We start from the raw sequence: 17594 nt of genomic DNA, 5'->3' as shown, positions 1-17594 counted from the left end.
GCCGGGGCAGTTGACGGTGTGGTGGGAGTTGGTCAGCGGGCCGGGGCTGGCCGCCTGGAGCAATACCAACTCGCTTTCGGTGCTGGTCGCCTTCACCGAGCCTGGTCTGTATGTGCTGCGCTTGTCAGCCAGTGACGGCGAGCTGACCGCGGCCGACGAGGTGCGCGTGGAAGTGCAGCCGTCCGGTCCCACCAACGAGGCCCCGAGGGTCAGCGCCGGCTGGGATCAAATGGTGGACTGGGGCGACCCCGTGGTACTGCGGGGCGGCGTGCGTGACGACGGGCTGCCCGAGGTGCCCGGCCGGGTCACGGTCGAATGGCAGGTCATAAGCGGTCCCGGTCAGGTGAACTTCGCCCGCCCGCAAGAACCCACCACGGAAGCGTACTTCAGTGAACCGGGCGATTACGTGCTGCGCCTCGTCGCGTCGGATGGCGAGTTGACTGCCTGGGACGAGGCCACCATCCGGATCCTTCCGCCGCCACCGGCCGATCAGTTTGCCCTGGTCTGGGAAGCCGAGGAGGGTGAAACCGGCGGCACCGCCTCCAGCCAGTTCACCGGTCAACCGGACTCCCCCACCAACGCAGCCACTTATGTCCAGGGCAGCAGCCTGGGCGGGAGCGTCAGCTGGACGATCCAGGTCCCCGAGGATGGCCAGTATGTGGTGTGGATCCGCGCCCTGGCCACGGACGGTTCAGGTGCGCAGCTGGATTTGGTGGTGGACGGCACCAGCCAACTGCAGGGCCGGGTCGTGCCGCTGACCGGCGCCTCATGGGAATGGATGCCGCTGTTGGTTGCCGCCAACGGATCCTTTGCACCCCCGGCGGGCGGTTTGCCGAAGCTGGCGGTGTCGCTCGCCGGTGGGACCCGAACCTTGACACTGCGCCTCCCCGATTCCCGCCTTTTGGTCGACAAGGTCCTGCTGGCGGCGGCCCAAACCGGTTTCTCACCCGCGGCTCCCGGAGCCGCGCACGCAGGTGCTCCTCGGTTCGTCGCGGCTCAGCTCAAGCCCGACCGGATGCAGGTGGTGTGGGAGACCGTCCCCGGCGCGGTGTACCGCGTCCTTTACAAGGACCGCTGGGACGATCCATGGTGGCAGGTGGCCTCACCCGGGCTGATGGCCTCCGGAGAACAGATCGTGTGGAAGGATCGTTCCGCTGTCGGGGTGCCCTCGCGGTTCTACCGGTTGGAACGACTCTACTGATCGGGCCGTGCCGGCCCCCGGTCCCCCGGATGCTCCAGCCGGGACGAGCAATCGTTCTACCCACAACCTCACGGCGGGGCCCGCCGCCGTCAGGCCGGTTCGAGCTCGCACACGTCCAACTTCACCGCAGCGGCCTGGCCGATGAAATCCAGTCGGAGCAGGACCACGTTGGGGCCGTACCGTTCCTCCACCCAACCCTCCAGCCCGCGCAAAGGGCCGCTCTTGATGATGACGCGACTGCCCTTGCCAATCTGGGGCGCCAACCGGACCTCGCAACCGGCCTCCAGTGCAAACAAGATCTCCTTGAGCTGGCGTTCGAACAGCTCCTGATCGAACACGTCCAGCAGATTGGCCACGTAATCGCTGGTGAGGACCGCGCGCCGCTGGTCGCGCGTTGGACGCAAAAACACGTACCCCGGGAAGAGAGGCTTTTGGAAAACCACAATCTTGCCGCGGTAACGATGGGCTGAAGGCACCAACGGCAGCGTGGCGTCCACGCCTTCGCGGTCGCAGAACTGTTTCAATTTCTTTTCGCAACGGGGCCGGGTGTGCGCCACCACCCACGGTTTGGCTTCCACCGGACCAAAATGACCGCAGTCCCGCGCAGGGGTCAAGGAGCGGCCCGGACCGACCCCCCCAACCAACACTCGTGCAAGCCCGTATGGACGGCCCCTTCGGGAAGCAACTGACTCCGGAAAAGTGTCACGCGATCCGCCATCCAGACCGCCGAAGGCGGCGCGGGCAACCGGGTCAAAACACGCCCCAGCCCGTGACGGGCAGCCGGACTCCCATCGCGAATCCGCGCCACCGTCAGGTGAGCCCGGAACGGTCGATCCTCCTTTTGGCCCCACGGCGCGGTCCATTCCTGGACGCGCGCCTGCAACCGCTCCAACGGACCCAGCTCCCCGGTCAACCCCAGCCAGAACACCCGGGGCCGCTCCGGCGAGGGGAAACAGCCAAAGCCGTGCAACAAAAGTCTCATCGGTTCCTGATCGGCACAGGCCGCCTGCAGGGCCTCCACCAGCAGCGAAACCTCGCCCGGGTCCACGTCACCAAGAAACCGCAGAGTCAAATGCCACTGGGCAGCCGGGGTCCAACGCAAGCCCTCCGGCATGAACCGTTGTGCAGTCCGCTGCCATTGCTGCAGACCCTCGCGAAGCGGCTCGGGCAGCGGCAGCGCCACAAACAGCCGCCAGGGACCGGCCGGAGGCTCGGGCGTCTCAGGCATGTTGCCGGGCATCATCAACTTGTTCCGCCAGCGGCCGGGTCAGCCGCTCCGGATCCACTTCCACCCCCAAACCAGGCCCCTGCGGGACGAGGGCCTCGCCGTTTTCCACCCGAATGGGTTCGCGCAGCACACTGCCCTGCAGGAACTGGGGCCCGTTCAACGCCGCCGGTCTTTCCAGCCCGTGCGCCGCATAAAGCTGCAGACACGCCGCCAGCGACAGGTCCGGATCTGTCAACCCGCTGCCCAACCACATCAGACCGGCATTCTCCAGCATCTGAATCTGCTTGCGTGCCTCGGTCAGGCCGCCACAACGGGCCACCTTCATGGCCACGCCGTCCAGCAGCTCCAGACGGATGAATTCCTCCAACTCGACATGCGACACCACGCCCTCGTCCATGAGGATGGGCAGCGCACCCTGTTGACGGAGCTTGCGGTAACCGGTCAGTCGGGCCGCCGGCAGGGGCTGCTCCAGCACCGCCACACCCGCATCGGCCAGCCGGGGAGCCACCTCCAGCGCGGTGGCCTCGTCATACCCGCCGTTGGCGTCCGCCCAAAGGAAACCATCCGGGACCAGTCGCTTGACCAACCGACACAGTTCCACGTCGAATCGCGGGTCCGGTGCCACCTTCACATTGAAGTGCCGGTAACCCCGGGCATGTCCCTCGGCGATCACCTGCTCCGCCTCCGCAAGCGAACGTACGTTCACCGTCCAGCTCAGCGTCAACCGTTCCCGGGCAGGCCGGTTCCACTGCTGCGCTGCGCTGAGCCCCTTCAACCGGCCCACCAGATCGAACCACGCCAGGTCCACCCCGGCCTTGCAAATCGGCTGGCCCGTGGAAAAGGACGGCGCAATGACACGGTTCATCGCCGCGTGAATCGCCTCAGGGTCAAACACGTCCAACCCCTCCAACTCCGGCGCCAAATAGTTCTGCAGCGTCGTGAGCACCGTCTCCAGGGTCTCGTAACTCCAACGGTGCAGCGGAATGCTCTGACCCCAGCCCGCCACACCGTTGTCGGCCATCAACCTGACCACCACCGAAGCCCGCGCCGGAGGGCGACCCCGCGGCCCTTCGAGAAACTTGAACCAGCCCCGCGTGGGATAAATCACCGGATACGCCTCCAACGCCGCTATACGAGTGCTCATGATCGTGCTTCAAACCCTGCTCGAAGTTCTTGCCTGCCCCGGCCGGATCGCAAAACGTGGTCGGACCGGACCGCCATGCAGGCCGGAGGGTGTTGTATCGGACCGCCCGGTTCCGGTCAAACCGGTGCGCACGGCCCGCCGGGCCTGTTCCGGGCTGACGAATCGAATCGATTGCGGTAAGGATGAAAGATGTCCGGAGCACCGGCAGCAACGGGAGAAGATCCGTGAAACATCTGTTGAGCATCGAAAGTTTGAGCGCTGCAGAAATCCAGGCACTGCTGGCCGATGCAGCGGTGATGAAACGCGAACGCGGCCGCCACGGCACTCAGCCCCTGCAGGGCCAGGTGTGGGCCCTCATCTTTTCCAAGTCCTCCACCCGCACGCGCGTTTCCTTCGAGGTCGGGATCCGTGAACTGGGCGGCCAACCCATCTTCCTCAACGCATCCGATATCCAGCTCGGCCGCGGCGAGCCGATCTGTGACACCGCCCGCGTCCTGGGCCGCATGGTCCACGGCACCGTCTTCCGCACCTTCGCCCAGGCCGACGTGGAGGAATTCGCCCGTTACGCCGGCATTCCCACCATCAACGCGCTGACCGACGAGGAACACCCGTGCCAGATCCTGGCCGACCTGTTCACCATCCGGGAAAAACGTCCGGGACCATGGCACGAAAAGGTGATCACCTTCGTCGGCGACGGCGCCTGCAACGTCGCCACTTCGTGGGTCTTTGCCGCGGGCCGGCTCGGTTTCGAATTGCGCGTGGCCGCACCCCGCGGATTCCAGCCATCGCCCGAAGTGCTCCGCCGGGCCGGCGGTCGCATCCACTGCACCGAAGACGTCCAGGCCGCAGCCCGCGGCGCCGATGTTCTCTACACCGACGTCTGGGTCTCCATGGGGAAGGAAGCCGAAGCCACCGAACGTTTGAAGACCCTCCAAGGCTACCAAATCAATCACACGCTCGTCGCCCTGGCCAAACCCGGGGCGTTGGTCATGCACTGCCTGCCGGCCTATCGCGGCAAGGAAATCGACGCCGAGACCTTCGAAGCCCACGCGCAAACCATCTTCGATCAGGCCGAAAACCGGTTGCACGTGCAAAAGGCGATCCTGGCCTGGGTGATCCGCTGAGCGGAACGCTCACGCGTCCCGTCATCCCCCGGACCAAACCGCCGCCGCCACCGTCTTGTCAATCGGGGCAACCTCACCGAGATTGTCCCCGTCATGATCGTCCTCAACCATGACGCAAACGCCGGCCTTGGACCGGCCACACCCGCGCGCCGGGGCACAGCCGGGCCCGCCCCGCTCCCGATCCGCACCTCGCAGAGAACGGCCGCCAGACGCCCCGCCGGCTCCCCGCTCGGGCAGCTGCCCATTCGCCGGTCCATCCGGGCCCTTTGCCTGACGGTCTTCCTGGCTTGCGCAGCCCTGTCCCGTGCCGAGACCGTCACGCTTGTGCCCCTGGCCGATTCCTGGCGCTGGCTCAAGGGCACCCGGGAAGCCTCCGAGCCCGACCCCGCCGCGTGGCGTTTGCCATCCTTTGACGACTCCGCCTGGCCCGTCGCAGCCATGCCCTTCTGGTACGGAGACACCCAGCCCTATCCGGGCACGCAGCTTGCCGACATGCGCGGTACCTACACTTGCGTGTTTCTCCGGCGCACCTTCGTCTTGGACCAGCCCGAAGCCGTGACTTCCCTGCGCCTGCGCTTCCTCAGCGACGACGGTTGCATCGTCTGGATCAACGGCACCGAAGTGGCCCGCTTCAACATGCCCGACGGCTTCGTGCCCTACAACGGCGCCTCCCTGCCCGCTTTGCCCGAGCCGATCCCCTGGCAGGATGTCGAACCCGGCCCTCCCGCTGCACTGCTGCGGCCTGGAACAAATCTCCTGGCCGTGCAGGCTTTCAACTCCAGCCTCGCCAACTCCTCCGACTTCGTCATCCACGTCGAACTGGAGGCCGAACTCGACAACGATCCTCCGGTTTTGTCGCTGATCTGGCCCCCACCCGGCAGCCGGCTCTCCTCCCTGACCCGAATCGAACTCGCCTTTTCCGAGCCGGTCTTCGGGGTGGACGCCGCCGACCTGCGGATTAATGGCCAGCCGGCCACCAACCTCGTAACCGTGGCGCCCGATCAATACGTGTTTGAATTCCCACCCGCCCCCACGGGTACCGTCTCGGTAGCCTGGGCGCCGGCGCACGGAATCGTCGATCGCGTCGGTCTGCCATTCACCGGCGCATCATGGGCCTATCAGGTGGATCCTCAGCTCGTCCGGCAAAGCGTCTGGATCAACGAGTTTCTCGCTTCCAACAGTGGCCGGCCAGCGGACGCCGTACGCGACGAATTCGGCGACAGCCCCGACTGGATCGAACTCTTCAACGCGTCGGAAGAATGGGTGGACCTGGGCGGCTGGGGCCTGACCGATGATCCCACACGGCCCTTCCGATGGCGATTCCCAACCGGCACCCTGATCGCCCCTCGCGCGTACCTGGTCGTCCTGGCCTCGGGCCGAAACACCAACCTCAACGGCCGCCTCCACACCAACTTCCGCCTCTCCAGCGAACCCGGCTATCTCGGCCTCACCGCGCCCGACGGGCAGATCATATCCGCGTTCAGCCCCACCTACCCCGTCCAGTACACCGACGTGTCTTACGGCCGCGACCGTCTCCAGCCCGGGCTCCTCGGTTACTTCCTGCAACCCACACCCGGCGCGCCCAACGCCACCCGCGGTGAAGGGTTCGGCCCCGAAGTGCGCGCCTCGCGCGTGCCGGGCACGTTTCAAAACCCCTTTCCTCTCGAACTCACCGTCCCCGATCCCCAAAACTGGGAAATCCGGTACCTCCTCGTCACCCAGAACGTCCCAAGCAGCTCTCCCGCACCCACCAACGTTCCCACCACCGACTCCCCGCTTTACACCGGACCCATCACCGTCACCAACACCCTCATCGTGCGCGCACGGGCCTTCCCGAAACAGCCCGGCTTCTTCCCCGGTCCCCCGGTCAGCTTCCCTTACGTCCGGATCAGTCCCGCCGCCGCCGCGTTCGCCTCGCCCCTGCCCATCCTGCTCATCCACAACCTCGGGGGCGGTGCCTTTCCCAGCACCCAGCCGCGCCTCGACCGCGAAAGCATCCTCATGGTCTTTCATCCCATCGCCGGCCTGGCCTCGCTCACCAATCCGCCCGCCCTGGTGACCCGGGCCGGCATCAACGTCCGCGGCAGCAGCACCGCCTGGTTGCCCCAGAAAAGTTTCGCCGTGGAGACGTGGGACGAATTCAACGATGACAAGGACGTCGAACTGCTCGAGCTGCCGGCCGAATCCGACTGGGTCCTTTACGCACAAAACGCCTTCGACCCCTCCTTCCTCCACAATCCCCTGGCCCATGCCTGGAGCCGGCTCATCGGTCGTTACTCCCCCCGCACCCGCTTCGCCGAGGTCTTCGTCAACACCGCCGGAGGAGAAATCCGCTTCAATTCACCGGCCGGCGGCGATTACCACGGCATCTACACCGTGCTCGAAAAAATCAAGCGCAACGACCAGCGGGTCAACGTAACGCGACTCGACCCGGGCGTCTCCGACCCGCCGGCCGTCACCGGCGGCTACATCCTCAAAATTGACCGCGCCGACCCCGACGAACGCACTTTCTATGATCCCTATCTCGAGACCGGCATCGTCTATGTGGATCCACCCGGCCCGGAAATGGAAACCCCCGCCCGGGCCGCCCAGGCCGACTACATCCGGAATTACCTGCTCTCCTTCGGCGCGGCCCTCACCAGTGCGCAGTGGACCAATCCGGTCACCGGCTACCCTGCCTGGATCAACATCCCCTCCTGGGTCGATCATCACATCCTCAACGTGCTGGCCCTCAACGTGGATGCGCTCCGCTTGAGCGCCTACTTCTTCAAAGAGCGGAACGCCAGACTGGAAATGGGACCGCTCTGGGACTTCGACCGCTCCATGGGCACCTCTGGCGACGGCGACCTGCGCGCCTTCAACCCCCGATCGTGGATGGGATCCGTGGGTTTGGGCGGCGGGTCCGATTACGGCACCGACTTCTTCAACGCCGCCAACGTCTTCCCCAACGGCTGGTACCGCCGGCTCTTTCGGGACCCCGACTTTTGGCAGGCCTGGATCGATCGTTGGCAGGAACTGCGACGTGGCCCCTTCCAAACCACCAACCTCATGACCCTGGTGGACCAGTTCGCAGCCACCGTCAGCACCGTCCATTTTCGTCAGGTCCAGCGCTGGCCTGGTTCCGCCCCACGCTCCGGCTGGGTCTCCGCCGCCGGCTACGCATACAATTTCCCCGGTACTTACGCAGGCGAAATCGCCTTCCTCAAACGCTGGCTTACAGACCGCCTCGAATTCATCGACACCAACTTTCTGGCCGCGCCGGAGCTGGACCGCCCCGCCGGACCCGCACCAGCCGGTGCCGTGGTCCGCCTGCGCACCGCCACCACACTGCCCGGAACCCTCACCTTTTACACCCTCGACGGCTCCGATCCCCGTTTGCCGGGCGGCAATGTCTCCCCGCGCGCATTCGTCGGTTCAGGCGAAATCGCCCTGACCTTGGAAACCAATGTTTGCGTCGTCGCCCGCAATTACCATCCCGACCACCGCAACCTCACCGGTCCGCGCAACCCGCCCCTCTCCAGCCCCTGGTCCGGACCCGTCCGCGCCACTTATGTGGTTCAAACGCCGCCCCTCGCCCTCACCGAAATCATGTATCACCCGGCCGAAACCGGGACCACCGGCGACGACGACCCCCTCGAGTTCCTGGAACTCAAAAACACCGGCAGCCTACCGTTAACCCTCGCCGGATTCCGTTTCACGGCCGGCATCCGATTCGTGTTCGACCCCACCAACGCCCCGGCCGTCCTGGAGCCTGGCGGCTACCTCGTGCTCGTGCGGGATCGGGCCGCTTTCCAACAGCGCCACCCGGAGGTCACGCGCGTGGCCGGCCCCTACGAAGGCGCTCTGGCCAACGAGGGCGAGCGTCTGGCCCTGGAGGGACCGTTGGGAGAATGGGTTTGGGAAGTGACCTACGATGATGCCTGGTACCGGACCACCGATGGCGCGGGTTTCTCATTGGTACCTGTGACGGAGGGCGTCGTTTCGGACTCACCGGCCGGATGGCGTCCCTCTGCCCGGGCGGGGGGCTCTCCCGGCCATGCCGATCCCGAGCCTCCAGCCATCTCCCCGGTCCTCATCAATGAGGTCCTCACCCACACCGATCCTCCACTGCTGGACACGGTGGAGCTTTACAATCCCACGGCAGAGCCCGTGGACATCAGCGGCTGGTTTCTCACAGACGATCGCCGTGAGCCCCGAAAATACGTCTTCCCCCAGGGCAGCTTCCTTCAGCCCTTCGGTTACCGGGTCGTGGATGCGCATGAGTTTGGCGCGGGGCCCAACGCCTTCAATTTGAGTTCTCTGGGCGAAGAAGTGTGGCTCTTTTCCGGGGACGGCACCAACCTGACCGGCTACGCCCACGGCTTCCGATTCGGCGCAGCAGCCAACGGCGTCAGTTTCGGACGCCACGTGGACAGCCTCGGGCGCGAACATTTCGTCGCCCAATCGGTGAACTCGCCCGGCGGGCCCAATGCCGGACCGCGCGTCGGTCCGGTCGTGATCCACGAAATCATGTTCGAACCGCCGGGGTCGCCTCCCTATCCCGACACCGTTCACGAATATGTCGAGCTCTACAATCGTACGGATCAACCCGTCCCGCTGTACGATCCGGCTCATCCCACCAATACGTGGCGATTGGAAGGCCTGAACTTTAGGTTCCCCCCCGGTGTGGTCCTGGGACCCCGGAGTTACCTGCTCTTGGTGAACTTTGACCCGCTGGCCGACCCGGTCTCCACGGCCTCCTTTCGTCGGCGATACGCCCTTTCCGAGGCCGTGCCCTTGCTTGGCCCGGTTCCGAGACGGCTCGCCAACGAAGGTGAGCGGCTAACCCTGTTGCGACCTGACGCCCCCCAGACGTTGCCTGATCCTGTCCTGGGTTATGTGCCCTACATTCTGGTGGATGAAGTAGATTACCTGCCCGGTCCACCCTGGCCGGACGGTGCTGCCGGTACCGGCTGGTCCCTGCAGAAGCGCCGATCCGACCTGTACGGCAACGACCCGGCCTCCTGGGAGGCCGGCCCCCCCACGCCAGGGGCACCCAACATTGCCCAAGCAGTGGAGGACGCGGATGGCGACGGGCTCCCGGACACGTGGGAAATGGCCCATGGGTTGGATCCGACACGGCCTGACGGCGACAACGGTCCGAACGGTGACCCGGACGGCGACGGGATGACCAACCTGGAGGAGTACGTGGCCGGAACCCATCCGCGCGACCCTGCCAGCCGACTGGTGTTGGAAGTTTATCCGGCCGGGCCGGAATTCCTGGAGTTCCGTTTCACAGCGCAACCGGGCCGAACGTATTACCTCCAGCGGGCCTACAATCTGGCGGGGCCGTGGGAGCTGGCGCGTGCCGTGTCGGACACGGAGAGCGTACAGCGGGTCACCGTCTTGGAGGAAATTGGGAACCGCGACCGCTCGTTTTACCGCCTGGTCGTGGTCCGGAGACCCTGAAGCTCGGAAGGAGTCCCGCTGCGTTGGGCCGACCGATTCCCGAGCAGAGCGGTAAGTCCGGTCCGGGCCGCGCCCCGGGTTGTCCAACCTCACGACCCGGAAGCCGGCTCAGCGTGGCAGGCGCGGACCCACGCGGAAGAAGTCAAAATCGGCATGGCCGCCGGCCTCGCGCGTGGCGTGGTTGAACAGCGCAAAACGGTACCCCATGAAGTGGGGCAGCGTGTAAGTCAACCGGATCCGGGGCCCGATCGGTTTCCACTCGCGGCCATCCTCACTGTAGAAAAACCGGGCCACGTCCGCCCGATCGCGAAACTCACACTCGACCCCGATCCATACCGTGTCCCTCTCCCACGGGAGGCGTTCCGCAGTGACGGGCGTGTCACGCTCCGCGTGTGCCATCGTCAGGAAAAGGCGGCCGTTTTCCCGGGTGACCGCCACCAGACCAAAACGCCGTTGAAGCAAACCCAGGCCAGCATGGTCGCCCTCCTTCAAACCCGAAGGATCCAGCCGCACCCACCCCGCGCACTCCGGACCGAACGTCCGCTGGGTGAGCGTGTTGCGGGCTTCGAGAAAACCGGCATCCACACGCCCCGTGCGCAGCCGCAACCAGCCGGGACGTTCCTCCAGCGACCAGTGCCTGGGGTCGGGATTGTGATTCCATTGCCAGGCCAGTGGGAGCGGCCGTTCCCCGGGCCGTCTTTCGAACTCGTCCGAGATCACCAGGTTCGAAAGCGGATCCTTCGGTGCCGGCAGGTCCAGCGTGTCCGGCACCTTCCCATCCACACCATACACCGGCCAGTCGTCCTCCCAGTGCACCGGAACCAGAAACGGCGTGCGGCCCACCGCGCCATGGTCCTGGAAAAGCATCGCGTACCAACGCCCGTCAGGCGTGTCGATCAGCCCTCCCTGCGCCACCCCCTGATCCTGCAGGGCCACCCGCCCTTCATAGGGCCCCGTAAGACGATCGGCACGAAAGATCAATTGCGTGCGCATCCCGCCGCGCGGCCAGGTGATCAGGTTCAGATAGTATTTGCCGCGGATCTTGCGCAACTGGGATCCCTCGGCCGGCAACCCGATGTTGGGGCCCGCCACCCGACTGGCATTGGAGATGATCACCTGGTGAATCCCGCCCGGCTTGATCCCGCTCAGATCGGGCTGCAGCTCCGTCAACCAAATGTCGCCCCCGCCGTGGACCATGAAGACGCGACCATCTTCTTCGAAGTGCAAAGAATGATCATGGAGGGCGGGGCGGAACGAGCTGACCTCCCAGGGGCCCTTCTCGATGTCGCGAGTGCGAAACACGTAGGTCCGGCCCGTCGTATGGGAAAACGTCGTGACATAAAAAACGCCGTCGTGGTACCGCAGGCTGCTGGCCCACGAACCGCCCCCGTAGGCGTTCCGGCCGTCGCGCAGGCTCAACGCGTCGTTGTCCTCCAGGATGTCGTAGGCGTAGTTGATCAGCTCCCACTGCACCAGGTCCTTCGACCGCATCAGAGGCAGGCCCGGACTCAAGTGCATGGTGGTGCTGCTCATGTAGTAGGTGTCGCCCACGCGGATGACCGCCACGTCCGGCACGTCCATCCAGAGAATCGGATTCCGCGCGCGTCCGCCTGCGAATGAGCCGTCCTGCGCGTGCCCGGCTGCCGGGACAGCGGCCGCCCCGCACGCCGCCTCCACCCCCAACAGCAAGGCCAGCCACCGCCCTCCACGTCCGGGCCGCGATCTTCCTGCGATCATCACGCAAGCCAGTCAACCCGCGCCAGAGTCCGGCTGTCAAGCGCTCCCGCCCCGCAAGCCTCCCGGCCGCCTGCGGTGGTTCAAATAGGCCGTCCTGCAGGAGTGGACATGACCGGCCCGGGGACCATCCGGTCGCATCAACCGGCCGCCGCGCTCACCTCCCGGATCATCGGTTCCTCCGGCCGTCCCTCAAATCAACAGAGGGGGCCGCGGGCTCAACCCCATTGGCACCCCTCGCGAGGTCCGGCCTCGCTCGCCCGCAGCCCCCGAAGGTCACCGCCGCCCGTCTGCCGCCCGGACCATGGCCCGGCCTCAGGTGAAAATGATCTGGGCCCCGGCGGATCGCTCGTAGAACTCGCCCACGGTCAACACCTTCTCCACTTCGGGGCAAAAATCCTCCGGTCGGAGATGGAACATCTCCACGGTGGCCTTGCAGGCGAAGATGTGTCCCCCGGCTTCATGGATCATCCGTAGGAACTCGGACACGGGCGGGATGTCGAGCTTTTCCATCTCCTTTTTCATCATGGCCGTGGCAAACGCGGACATCCCGGGCAGGGCGCCCAGGATCGTGGGCAGCGGAAACCCCTTGGCGTGCGGTACCCGCAACGCAGGATTTCCCACCGTGGCGATTCGAAGTTTGTCCTGGAACCCCCTCAGCACCGCGTACAGCCCGAAAAAGGTGAAAAAGAGATCCGCCTCGATCCCCTCCATCCGCGCACCGTTGGCAAGAATCAGGCCCGGATACACGCCATCCAGCGTGCCGCGCGAAACGATGATGGATACCTTGCGAGGTCGTTCGGTGGTGTGACTCATGGACAGCCTCCGTTCGGTTTCTGCCTACACGCAACTGGTCGGTTTCGGACACCCGGCAATGCGGGCCGCCTTCTTGATCGGACCGTCCGGGAACAGCGCGTACAAATCCTTCGTCGCGATCCCGGCAACCTTGTTCAATCGTCGCATCCCGGGTACCGTGCCGCGTTCCTGAAAGTCTTTCCGCATGAAATCAATGACCTTCCAGTGCGCGTCCGTCAGTTGGATCCCCAGTTCCTGCGCAATGGCTTCCGCTATGGCACGGTTCCATTGCGACGGTTGGGTCAGATACCCCTCTTCGTCCACCGTGACCGTTTGTCCTGCGATGACTTTCTCCGGCATAAGTGGTTCTCCTCCGTTCCTGTGTTTGGCTCCGTCTTGGAGGTGTTCAACCGGCCGGCTCGGGTTTCAACGCCCCGGCGGGAATCTGTTTCCCGGCCAGCGACATCTCCGGTCCCACCAACGGAATGGCGCGGCCCGGCAACAGCCAGTGCCAGTACACCCATTCAAACGCCAGTTTTCCCCAATGGTTCAACCGCGATTCTCCCAACAGGCGCAGCGGTCCGATCCACGGGAGCGGAAACCGTCCCCGAACCGGCTCGAGCCGATAGTTGAAATCCAGAAGCACGGCCTTCCCGAACCCGGTTTCCACAAAACAGTTCGCGTGCCCGTCGAAACGCGCCGGCAGCGGCTCGCCCCGGATGTGGGCCAGGAGATTGTCCGTCAGCACCTCGGATTGAAAATGCGCCACCGACCCGGCTTTCGATGTGGGCAGATCCGTCGCATCGCCCAGGGCGAACATGGCCTCCTGCCCGCGCACCTGCAGCGTGTGCCGGTCCGTGGGCACGAAGTTCATCTCGTCCCCCAGACCCGATCGTTCATACACCTCCGCCCCGACATTCGGCGGCACGGTGACCAGAAGATCGTAGGGCACTTCCCGATCGTCCCAGCTCACCAGTTTGTGCGCCCCGGCATCCACGCGGGCCACCGCAAAATCTGTCACCACCTGGATCGCCTTGCGCTCCAGCAAATCCCCCAGCACCCGGGCCGCCACGGGCTTGGTAAACGCCCCCGAAAGAGGGGTCACGTATACCAACTCCGTCCGATCGCGAAGCCCCCGGCGGCGCAACCACCAGTCCGCCAGAAACACAAACTCCAACGGCGCCACGGGACATTTGATGGGCATCTCGCTCACGTGAACCACCAGACGCCCGCCCTGCCAGTCTCGCAACGCCTGCGCCAGCCGCAACGCACCTTCGTACGTGTAAAACTCGAACACGCGCCGGTTCCAGTCCTCGCCCTGCATCCCCTCCACCTGGTCGGGCGCCGGCCGCGTGCCCGTGGCGAGCACCAGCACGTCGTAAGGCAGCTCCCCGCCATCGGCAAGTCGCACCCGACGCCGATCCGGTTCAATCGCCTCGGCCCGGGCCTCGATCATCTCCACCCCGCGCTTCAATTGCCGCCGTTTCGGCCGGACCACCTGCTCCGGCTTGTAAAGGCCGAAGGGCAGGAACAGAAAACCAGGCTGGTAAAAATGCCGCGGCTCCTCGTCCACCACCCGGATGCGCCATTCGCCGCTGTCCAGCCGGCTTCGCATCCGATTGGCCAGGATGGTTCCCGCAGTGCCTGCACCCAGAATCAGCAGCTCCTTCATACGTCCACCGGGATGGAGCCGCCAGCCGGGCTGAGGTTACAAAAGGCTCCACCGGCGCACCCCCTGACTGGTGCACATGCCGACCATGTCCTCCCGCCTGTTCCGATCCCTTTTTGGCGTCCGTCCCTCCGCTCCAAGCACCGGCTCGACCCGCACAAGTCCACGTGAACGCCTCCACCGCTCCACACCGCGAAGACCACCGCGCCGCGCGCCGACCGCGCAACATCTTGTTCCCCGCCACGCACTCCCAACGCCCTGGCGACCGTGCCCCGACATGTTCATCTCCACAGGGCCCACGGCCCCGGCGGTTCGGGACGAAAGCCGGCCGCCCCCTGGTCCGGTCTGGGAATCTCGATCCCCCAAGGACGCGGGCTGCGCGGCTGGTCCACCCGGTGAAGGCCCGATCAAGATGACTTGCAACGGGAACCCGCAACCGCTCCAATCGCACCCGCCAAATCTCCGGTCCTTGCCAGGCCGGAGACTCCGGAAAAAGGCGGGTTCGGGCAAAACAGTGGCCGCTATGAGGCGTTCACAGGCAAAAATGCCCCAGCCTCCTGGAGGCGATGCAGGCGTAGGGACTCTGCCCAGGTGGCTGCTCCCGGCACCGGAGGGCTGCCGCCTCCGGATCAAACTCATCCCGCGCGCTTCCCGGAACGAGGTGGGCGACCCGCGCGGAGACCATCTCGTCGTCCGCGTCACCGCACCGCCCGTGGACGAAGCCGCCAACCAGGCGTTGCGACGCTTCATGGCGGAACGAATCGACTGCGCACCCGGCCGGATCGAGCTGGAGCGCGGACAGCATTCGCGCCAAAAAGTGCTGCTGCTCCGCGGACTCGACGCAGGTTGGGTGGTCGCGCGCCTGGGCCTGGCGACGCAAGAGCCACGCGGTTGACCTAAAGGGCACGGTTGACCCACGCCACGCCCGTTCGGCGGCGACATCGGCCGGCTCACTGTTCGGTTTCCGGCATGCCGGGGGTGGGCTCGGTTCGCACCCGCTTCTCCGCACTCGTCACGCGCGCCTCCAGCAACAAGTCAGAACCCAACCGCCGCCAGCGCAAATCGCAGAGTCGCAGAATCTCCTCCCACGAGCGCGCGCCCTCCCCGGCCACGGCCCGGCGTGACCCGGCCCCGCCCAGGATGACGGGCGCGTAGAAAAAGGCGACCCGCTGGGCCAGACCGGACATCAAAAACGAGGCCTGAACCTCTCCACCACCTTCCACCAACAAATGGGTTACTTCCTCCCGGCCGAGCCGATCCAGCAGCCACACAAGGTCCAGACGGCCCCGCCGGTCCTTGTCGCCACCCTCCACCAACGGCGCCTCCCACACCGTCACACGCCGGGCCAGTTCCCTCACCCGGTAGCGGGGGGCGCGCGGACCCACCACCACGATGGTCCGCCCGCATGCAGAATCGGTCACGACCTGCGCCGTCAACGGCGTGCGTGCCCGGGCATCGAGAATCACCCGGCGCCCCCGCCAAGGGATGCGCGTCCGCGGCAGCAGAGAGGGATCGTCGGCCAATACCGTCTCGATCCCCACCAGCACCGCGTCGCTCCCGAGGCGCAGCCGCCGACCGTACGCGCGGGCGCGCGGGCCGGTGATCCATTTGGACTCGCCCGTCGCGGTGGCGATCTTGCCGTCCAGGGTCATGGCGGCTTTTACAGTGACCAGCGGCCGCTGGTGAACGATCCAGTGGTTGAACGGCTCGTTCAGAGCGAGACACTCAGCGGCCAGGACCCCGACCTGCACCCGCACCCCGGCCGCCTTCAGCAGTTTCAACCCACGCCCGGCATGACGCGGATTGGGATCCACCGCGCCCACAATCACTTCGCGAATCCCGGCCGACAGAATGGCATCCGTGCACGGGGGCGTGCGACCCCATGTGCTGCATGGCTCCAGCGTCACCACCAACGTGGCCCCACGGACCAGATGCCCCTGACGCCGCGCATCTTCCAACGCTTCCACCTCGGCATGGGGCCGCCCCGGCCCGCGGTGCCAACCCCGGCCCAACACACGGTCCCCGCGGACGATCAACGCGCCCACCATGGGATTCGGCGAGGTCCGACCGTATCCCTTGCGCGCCAGTCGCAGGGCCTCCCGCATCCAGGTCGTGGCTTCCATGGCTAGGACCTGGGGACGGACTCGGTACGCTGCCCGGCCCACCAGCGGGCCATCGCCGCCAGCGCACGCGCCCGGTGGCTGATCCGGTTCTTCACCTCCGGACCCAGTTGGGCGAAACTCTCCTCATACCCATCCGGCACGAAAAGCGGGTCGTAGCCGAACCCGCCCGTGCCGGCCGGTGCCTCCAGGATCCGCCCCTCGCACACACCTTCGAAAAACCGCACTGCAGGTTCCACGTCAGGCGAGGTCCCACCCACCAGGGCAAGCACACAACGAAACCGCCCCCGACGCCGTTCCGGTGGCACACCCCTCAGCAGGCGCAGCAGTTTTGCATTGTTTTCGCTGTCCGGACTGTTCCCGGGTGCGCCCGTCTCCAGGGCGGCAAATCGTGCCGAGTCCACACCCGGCGCACCGTCCAGCGCATCCACTTCCAGACCGGAATCGTCTGCCAAAACCCACCAACACGGCCCGCCCTCCCCGCCCTCCCCACGCATCACACGCTGCTTCAGCCAGTGCCAGACTTGGGTGGCCTTCAGCGCGGCGTTCCCGGCAAACGTGCGGGCCGTCTCGCGCAGCTCGGGCGCATCAGGCCAATCCGAAAGCACCCGGTACGTCAATCCATCGCCCAGGATGGCCCGGATCTCCTCCACCTTGTGTCGGTTTCTCGTCGCCAGGACCAGCGTTTCCACGCGGCCCACCTTACCCCGACCGATTCCCCCGGGCAAAACGCTTCCGCCCGCTTGGACAAGACCACGACCCCGAAGCGCCCGGGGCCCGCGAGCAACGTTCGTATGAGAGCAGATCCCAGAGAGCTTCGACGCCCCTGTCTCACCGCACCGGCGGCAACCCGGTCTGCCAGCAACAAGGCCCCGGCAGGACAGCCCGCTCATGGTTCTCGGCTCCGTTCGTCTCCGGGTACCCGGGCCGGGCCGGGCTACCGTGGCTCCGCGTTCGGGAGGTCATTGTTACACGACACACGCGCCGCCCGAAAAAGATTCACCGGAACGCCCGCCTCCGGCCGGGACGGCACCACGCTGGTCCTGGAACGCAACCAGTACGACACCGCCGGCCGGCTGATCCGCCAGACCAACGCCCTGGGCGGCGTGACCACCTGGACCTACGGCACAG

Annotated in this window: 12 protein-coding genes and 1 pseudogene; 4 read left to right on the top strand and 9 right to left on the bottom strand. The window is 66.0% G+C overall.

Annotated elements, in window-relative coordinates:
• Positions 1–1201 (top strand): annotated as a pseudogene (locus ACPDIX_RS14795) (hypothetical protein); the annotation flags it as partial.
• Between the two features lie 89 nt (positions 1202–1290).
• Here ACPDIX_RS14795 and nusG read toward each other — a convergent pair.
• Genes nusG through ACPDIX_RS14780 form a run of 3 tightly spaced genes read right to left on the bottom strand, consistent with a single transcriptional unit; the run spans position 1291 to position 3573 of the window.
• Positions 1291–1779, bottom strand: coding sequence for a transcription termination/antitermination protein NusG (gene nusG, locus ACPDIX_RS14790; RefSeq protein ID WP_423432575.1), 489 nt, complete (start codon positions 1777–1779; stop codon positions 1291–1293).
• 32 nt (positions 1780–1811) lie between these two features.
• Positions 1812–2429 (bottom strand): RNA 2',3'-cyclic phosphodiesterase, encoded by a 618-nt coding sequence (gene thpR, locus ACPDIX_RS14785; protein ID WP_423432574.1) that lies wholly within the window; start codon positions 2427–2429, stop codon positions 1812–1814.
• Positions 2422–3573: a mandelate racemase/muconate lactonizing enzyme family protein gene (locus ACPDIX_RS14780; protein ID WP_423432573.1), complete on the bottom strand. Its 1152-nt coding sequence runs from the start codon at positions 3571–3573 to the stop codon at positions 2422–2424. Before ACPDIX_RS14780 ends, thpR begins: the two co-directional genes overlap by 8 nt.
• A 224-nt stretch (positions 3574–3797) precedes the next feature.
• Here ACPDIX_RS14780 and argF point away from each other — a divergent pair, with 224 nt between their 5' ends.
• Positions 3798–4697: an ornithine carbamoyltransferase gene (argF, locus tag ACPDIX_RS14775; RefSeq protein ID WP_423432572.1), complete on the top strand. Its 900-nt coding sequence runs from the start codon at positions 3798–3800 to the stop codon at positions 4695–4697.
• Between the two features lie 324 nt (positions 4698–5021).
• Entirely contained in the window at positions 5022–10145 is a 5124-nt protein-coding gene (locus tag ACPDIX_RS14770; protein WP_423432571.1) for a lamin tail domain-containing protein, read from the top strand.
• 108 nt (positions 10146–10253) lie between these two features.
• On the opposite strand, the gene ACPDIX_RS14765 is transcribed toward ACPDIX_RS14770, so the two are convergent.
• The 4 genes from ACPDIX_RS14765 to sqr all read right to left on the bottom strand — a co-directional run bounded on the left by ACPDIX_RS14765 (position 10254) and on the right by sqr (position 14346).
• Positions 10254–11882, bottom strand: coding sequence for a glycoside hydrolase 43 family protein (locus tag ACPDIX_RS14765; protein ID WP_423432570.1), 1629 nt, complete (start codon positions 11880–11882; stop codon positions 10254–10256).
• A gap of 312 nt (positions 11883–12194) precedes the next feature.
• A complete protein-coding gene (locus ACPDIX_RS14760) occupies positions 12195–12695 on the bottom strand; it encodes a DsrE/DsrF/DrsH-like family protein (RefSeq protein ID WP_423432569.1) in 501 nt (166 codons plus the stop codon).
• Between the two features lie 24 nt (positions 12696–12719).
• The gene (locus ACPDIX_RS14755; protein WP_423432568.1) at positions 12720–13034 is read right to left on the bottom strand and encodes a TusE/DsrC/DsvC family sulfur relay protein; all 315 of its coding nucleotides are present in this window, start codon (positions 13032–13034) and stop codon (positions 12720–12722) included.
• A 46-nt stretch (positions 13035–13080) separates the two neighbouring features.
• Complete coding sequence (gene sqr, locus ACPDIX_RS14750) at positions 13081–14346, bottom strand: type III sulfide quinone reductase, selenoprotein subtype (RefSeq protein WP_423432567.1); 1266 nt, start codon at positions 14344–14346, stop codon at positions 13081–13083.
• Between the two features lie 520 nt (positions 14347–14866).
• Here sqr and ACPDIX_RS14745 point away from each other — a divergent pair.
• On the top strand, positions 14867–15238 hold the full coding sequence (locus tag ACPDIX_RS14745; RefSeq protein ID WP_423432566.1) for a DUF167 domain-containing protein: 372 nt from the start codon (positions 14867–14869) through the stop codon (positions 15236–15238).
• A gap of 55 nt (positions 15239–15293) precedes the next feature.
• On the opposite strand, the gene ribD is transcribed toward ACPDIX_RS14745, so the two are convergent.
• Together ribD and ACPDIX_RS14735 are read right to left on the bottom strand one after the other, a co-directional pair.
• Complete coding sequence (gene ribD / locus ACPDIX_RS14740) at positions 15294–16466, bottom strand: bifunctional diaminohydroxyphosphoribosylaminopyrimidine deaminase/5-amino-6-(5-phosphoribosylamino)uracil reductase RibD (protein WP_423432565.1); 1173 nt, start codon at positions 16464–16466, stop codon at positions 15294–15296.
• Between the two features lie 2 nt (positions 16467–16468).
• On the bottom strand, positions 16469–17155 hold the full coding sequence (locus ACPDIX_RS14735; protein WP_423432564.1) for a non-canonical purine NTP pyrophosphatase: 687 nt from the start codon (positions 17153–17155) through the stop codon (positions 16469–16471).
• Between the last annotated feature and the right edge of the window lie 439 nt (positions 17156–17594).

It is taken from the genome of Limisphaera sp. 4302-co, assembly GCF_049537155.1.
Classification (GTDB): Bacteria; Verrucomicrobiota; Verrucomicrobiia; order Limisphaerales; family Limisphaeraceae; genus Limisphaera.
Note: the sequence above shows the minus strand (reverse complement) of the source record. Positions and strands in the feature narration are given on the sequence as shown.

Coding starts and splice junctions, on each gene's coding strand:
- thpR (WP_423432574.1), bottom strand. CDS start 2,429: ATGCCTGAGACGCCCGAGCCTCCGGCCGGTCCCTGGCGGCTGTTTGTG.
- ACPDIX_RS14780 (WP_423432573.1), bottom strand. CDS start 3,573: ATGAGCACTCGTATAGCGGCGTTGGAGGCGTATCCGGTGATTTATCCC.
- ACPDIX_RS14765 (WP_423432570.1), bottom strand. CDS start 11,882: ATGATCGCAGGAAGATCGCGGCCCGGACGTGGAGGGCGGTGGCTGGCC.
- ACPDIX_RS14760 (WP_423432569.1), bottom strand. CDS start 12,695: ATGAGTCACACCACCGAACGACCTCGCAAGGTATCCATCATCGTTTCG.
- ACPDIX_RS14755 (WP_423432568.1), bottom strand. CDS start 13,034: ATGCCGGAGAAAGTCATCGCAGGACAAACGGTCACGGTGGACGAAGAG.
- sqr (WP_423432567.1), bottom strand. CDS start 14,346: ATGAAGGAGCTGCTGATTCTGGGTGCAGGCACTGCGGGAACCATCCTG.
- ACPDIX_RS14745 (WP_423432566.1), top strand. CDS start 14,867: ATGAGGCGTTCACAGGCAAAAATGCCCCAGCCTCCTGGAGGCGATGCA.
- ribD (WP_423432565.1), bottom strand. CDS start 16,466: ATGGAAGCCACGACCTGGATGCGGGAGGCCCTGCGACTGGCGCGCAAG.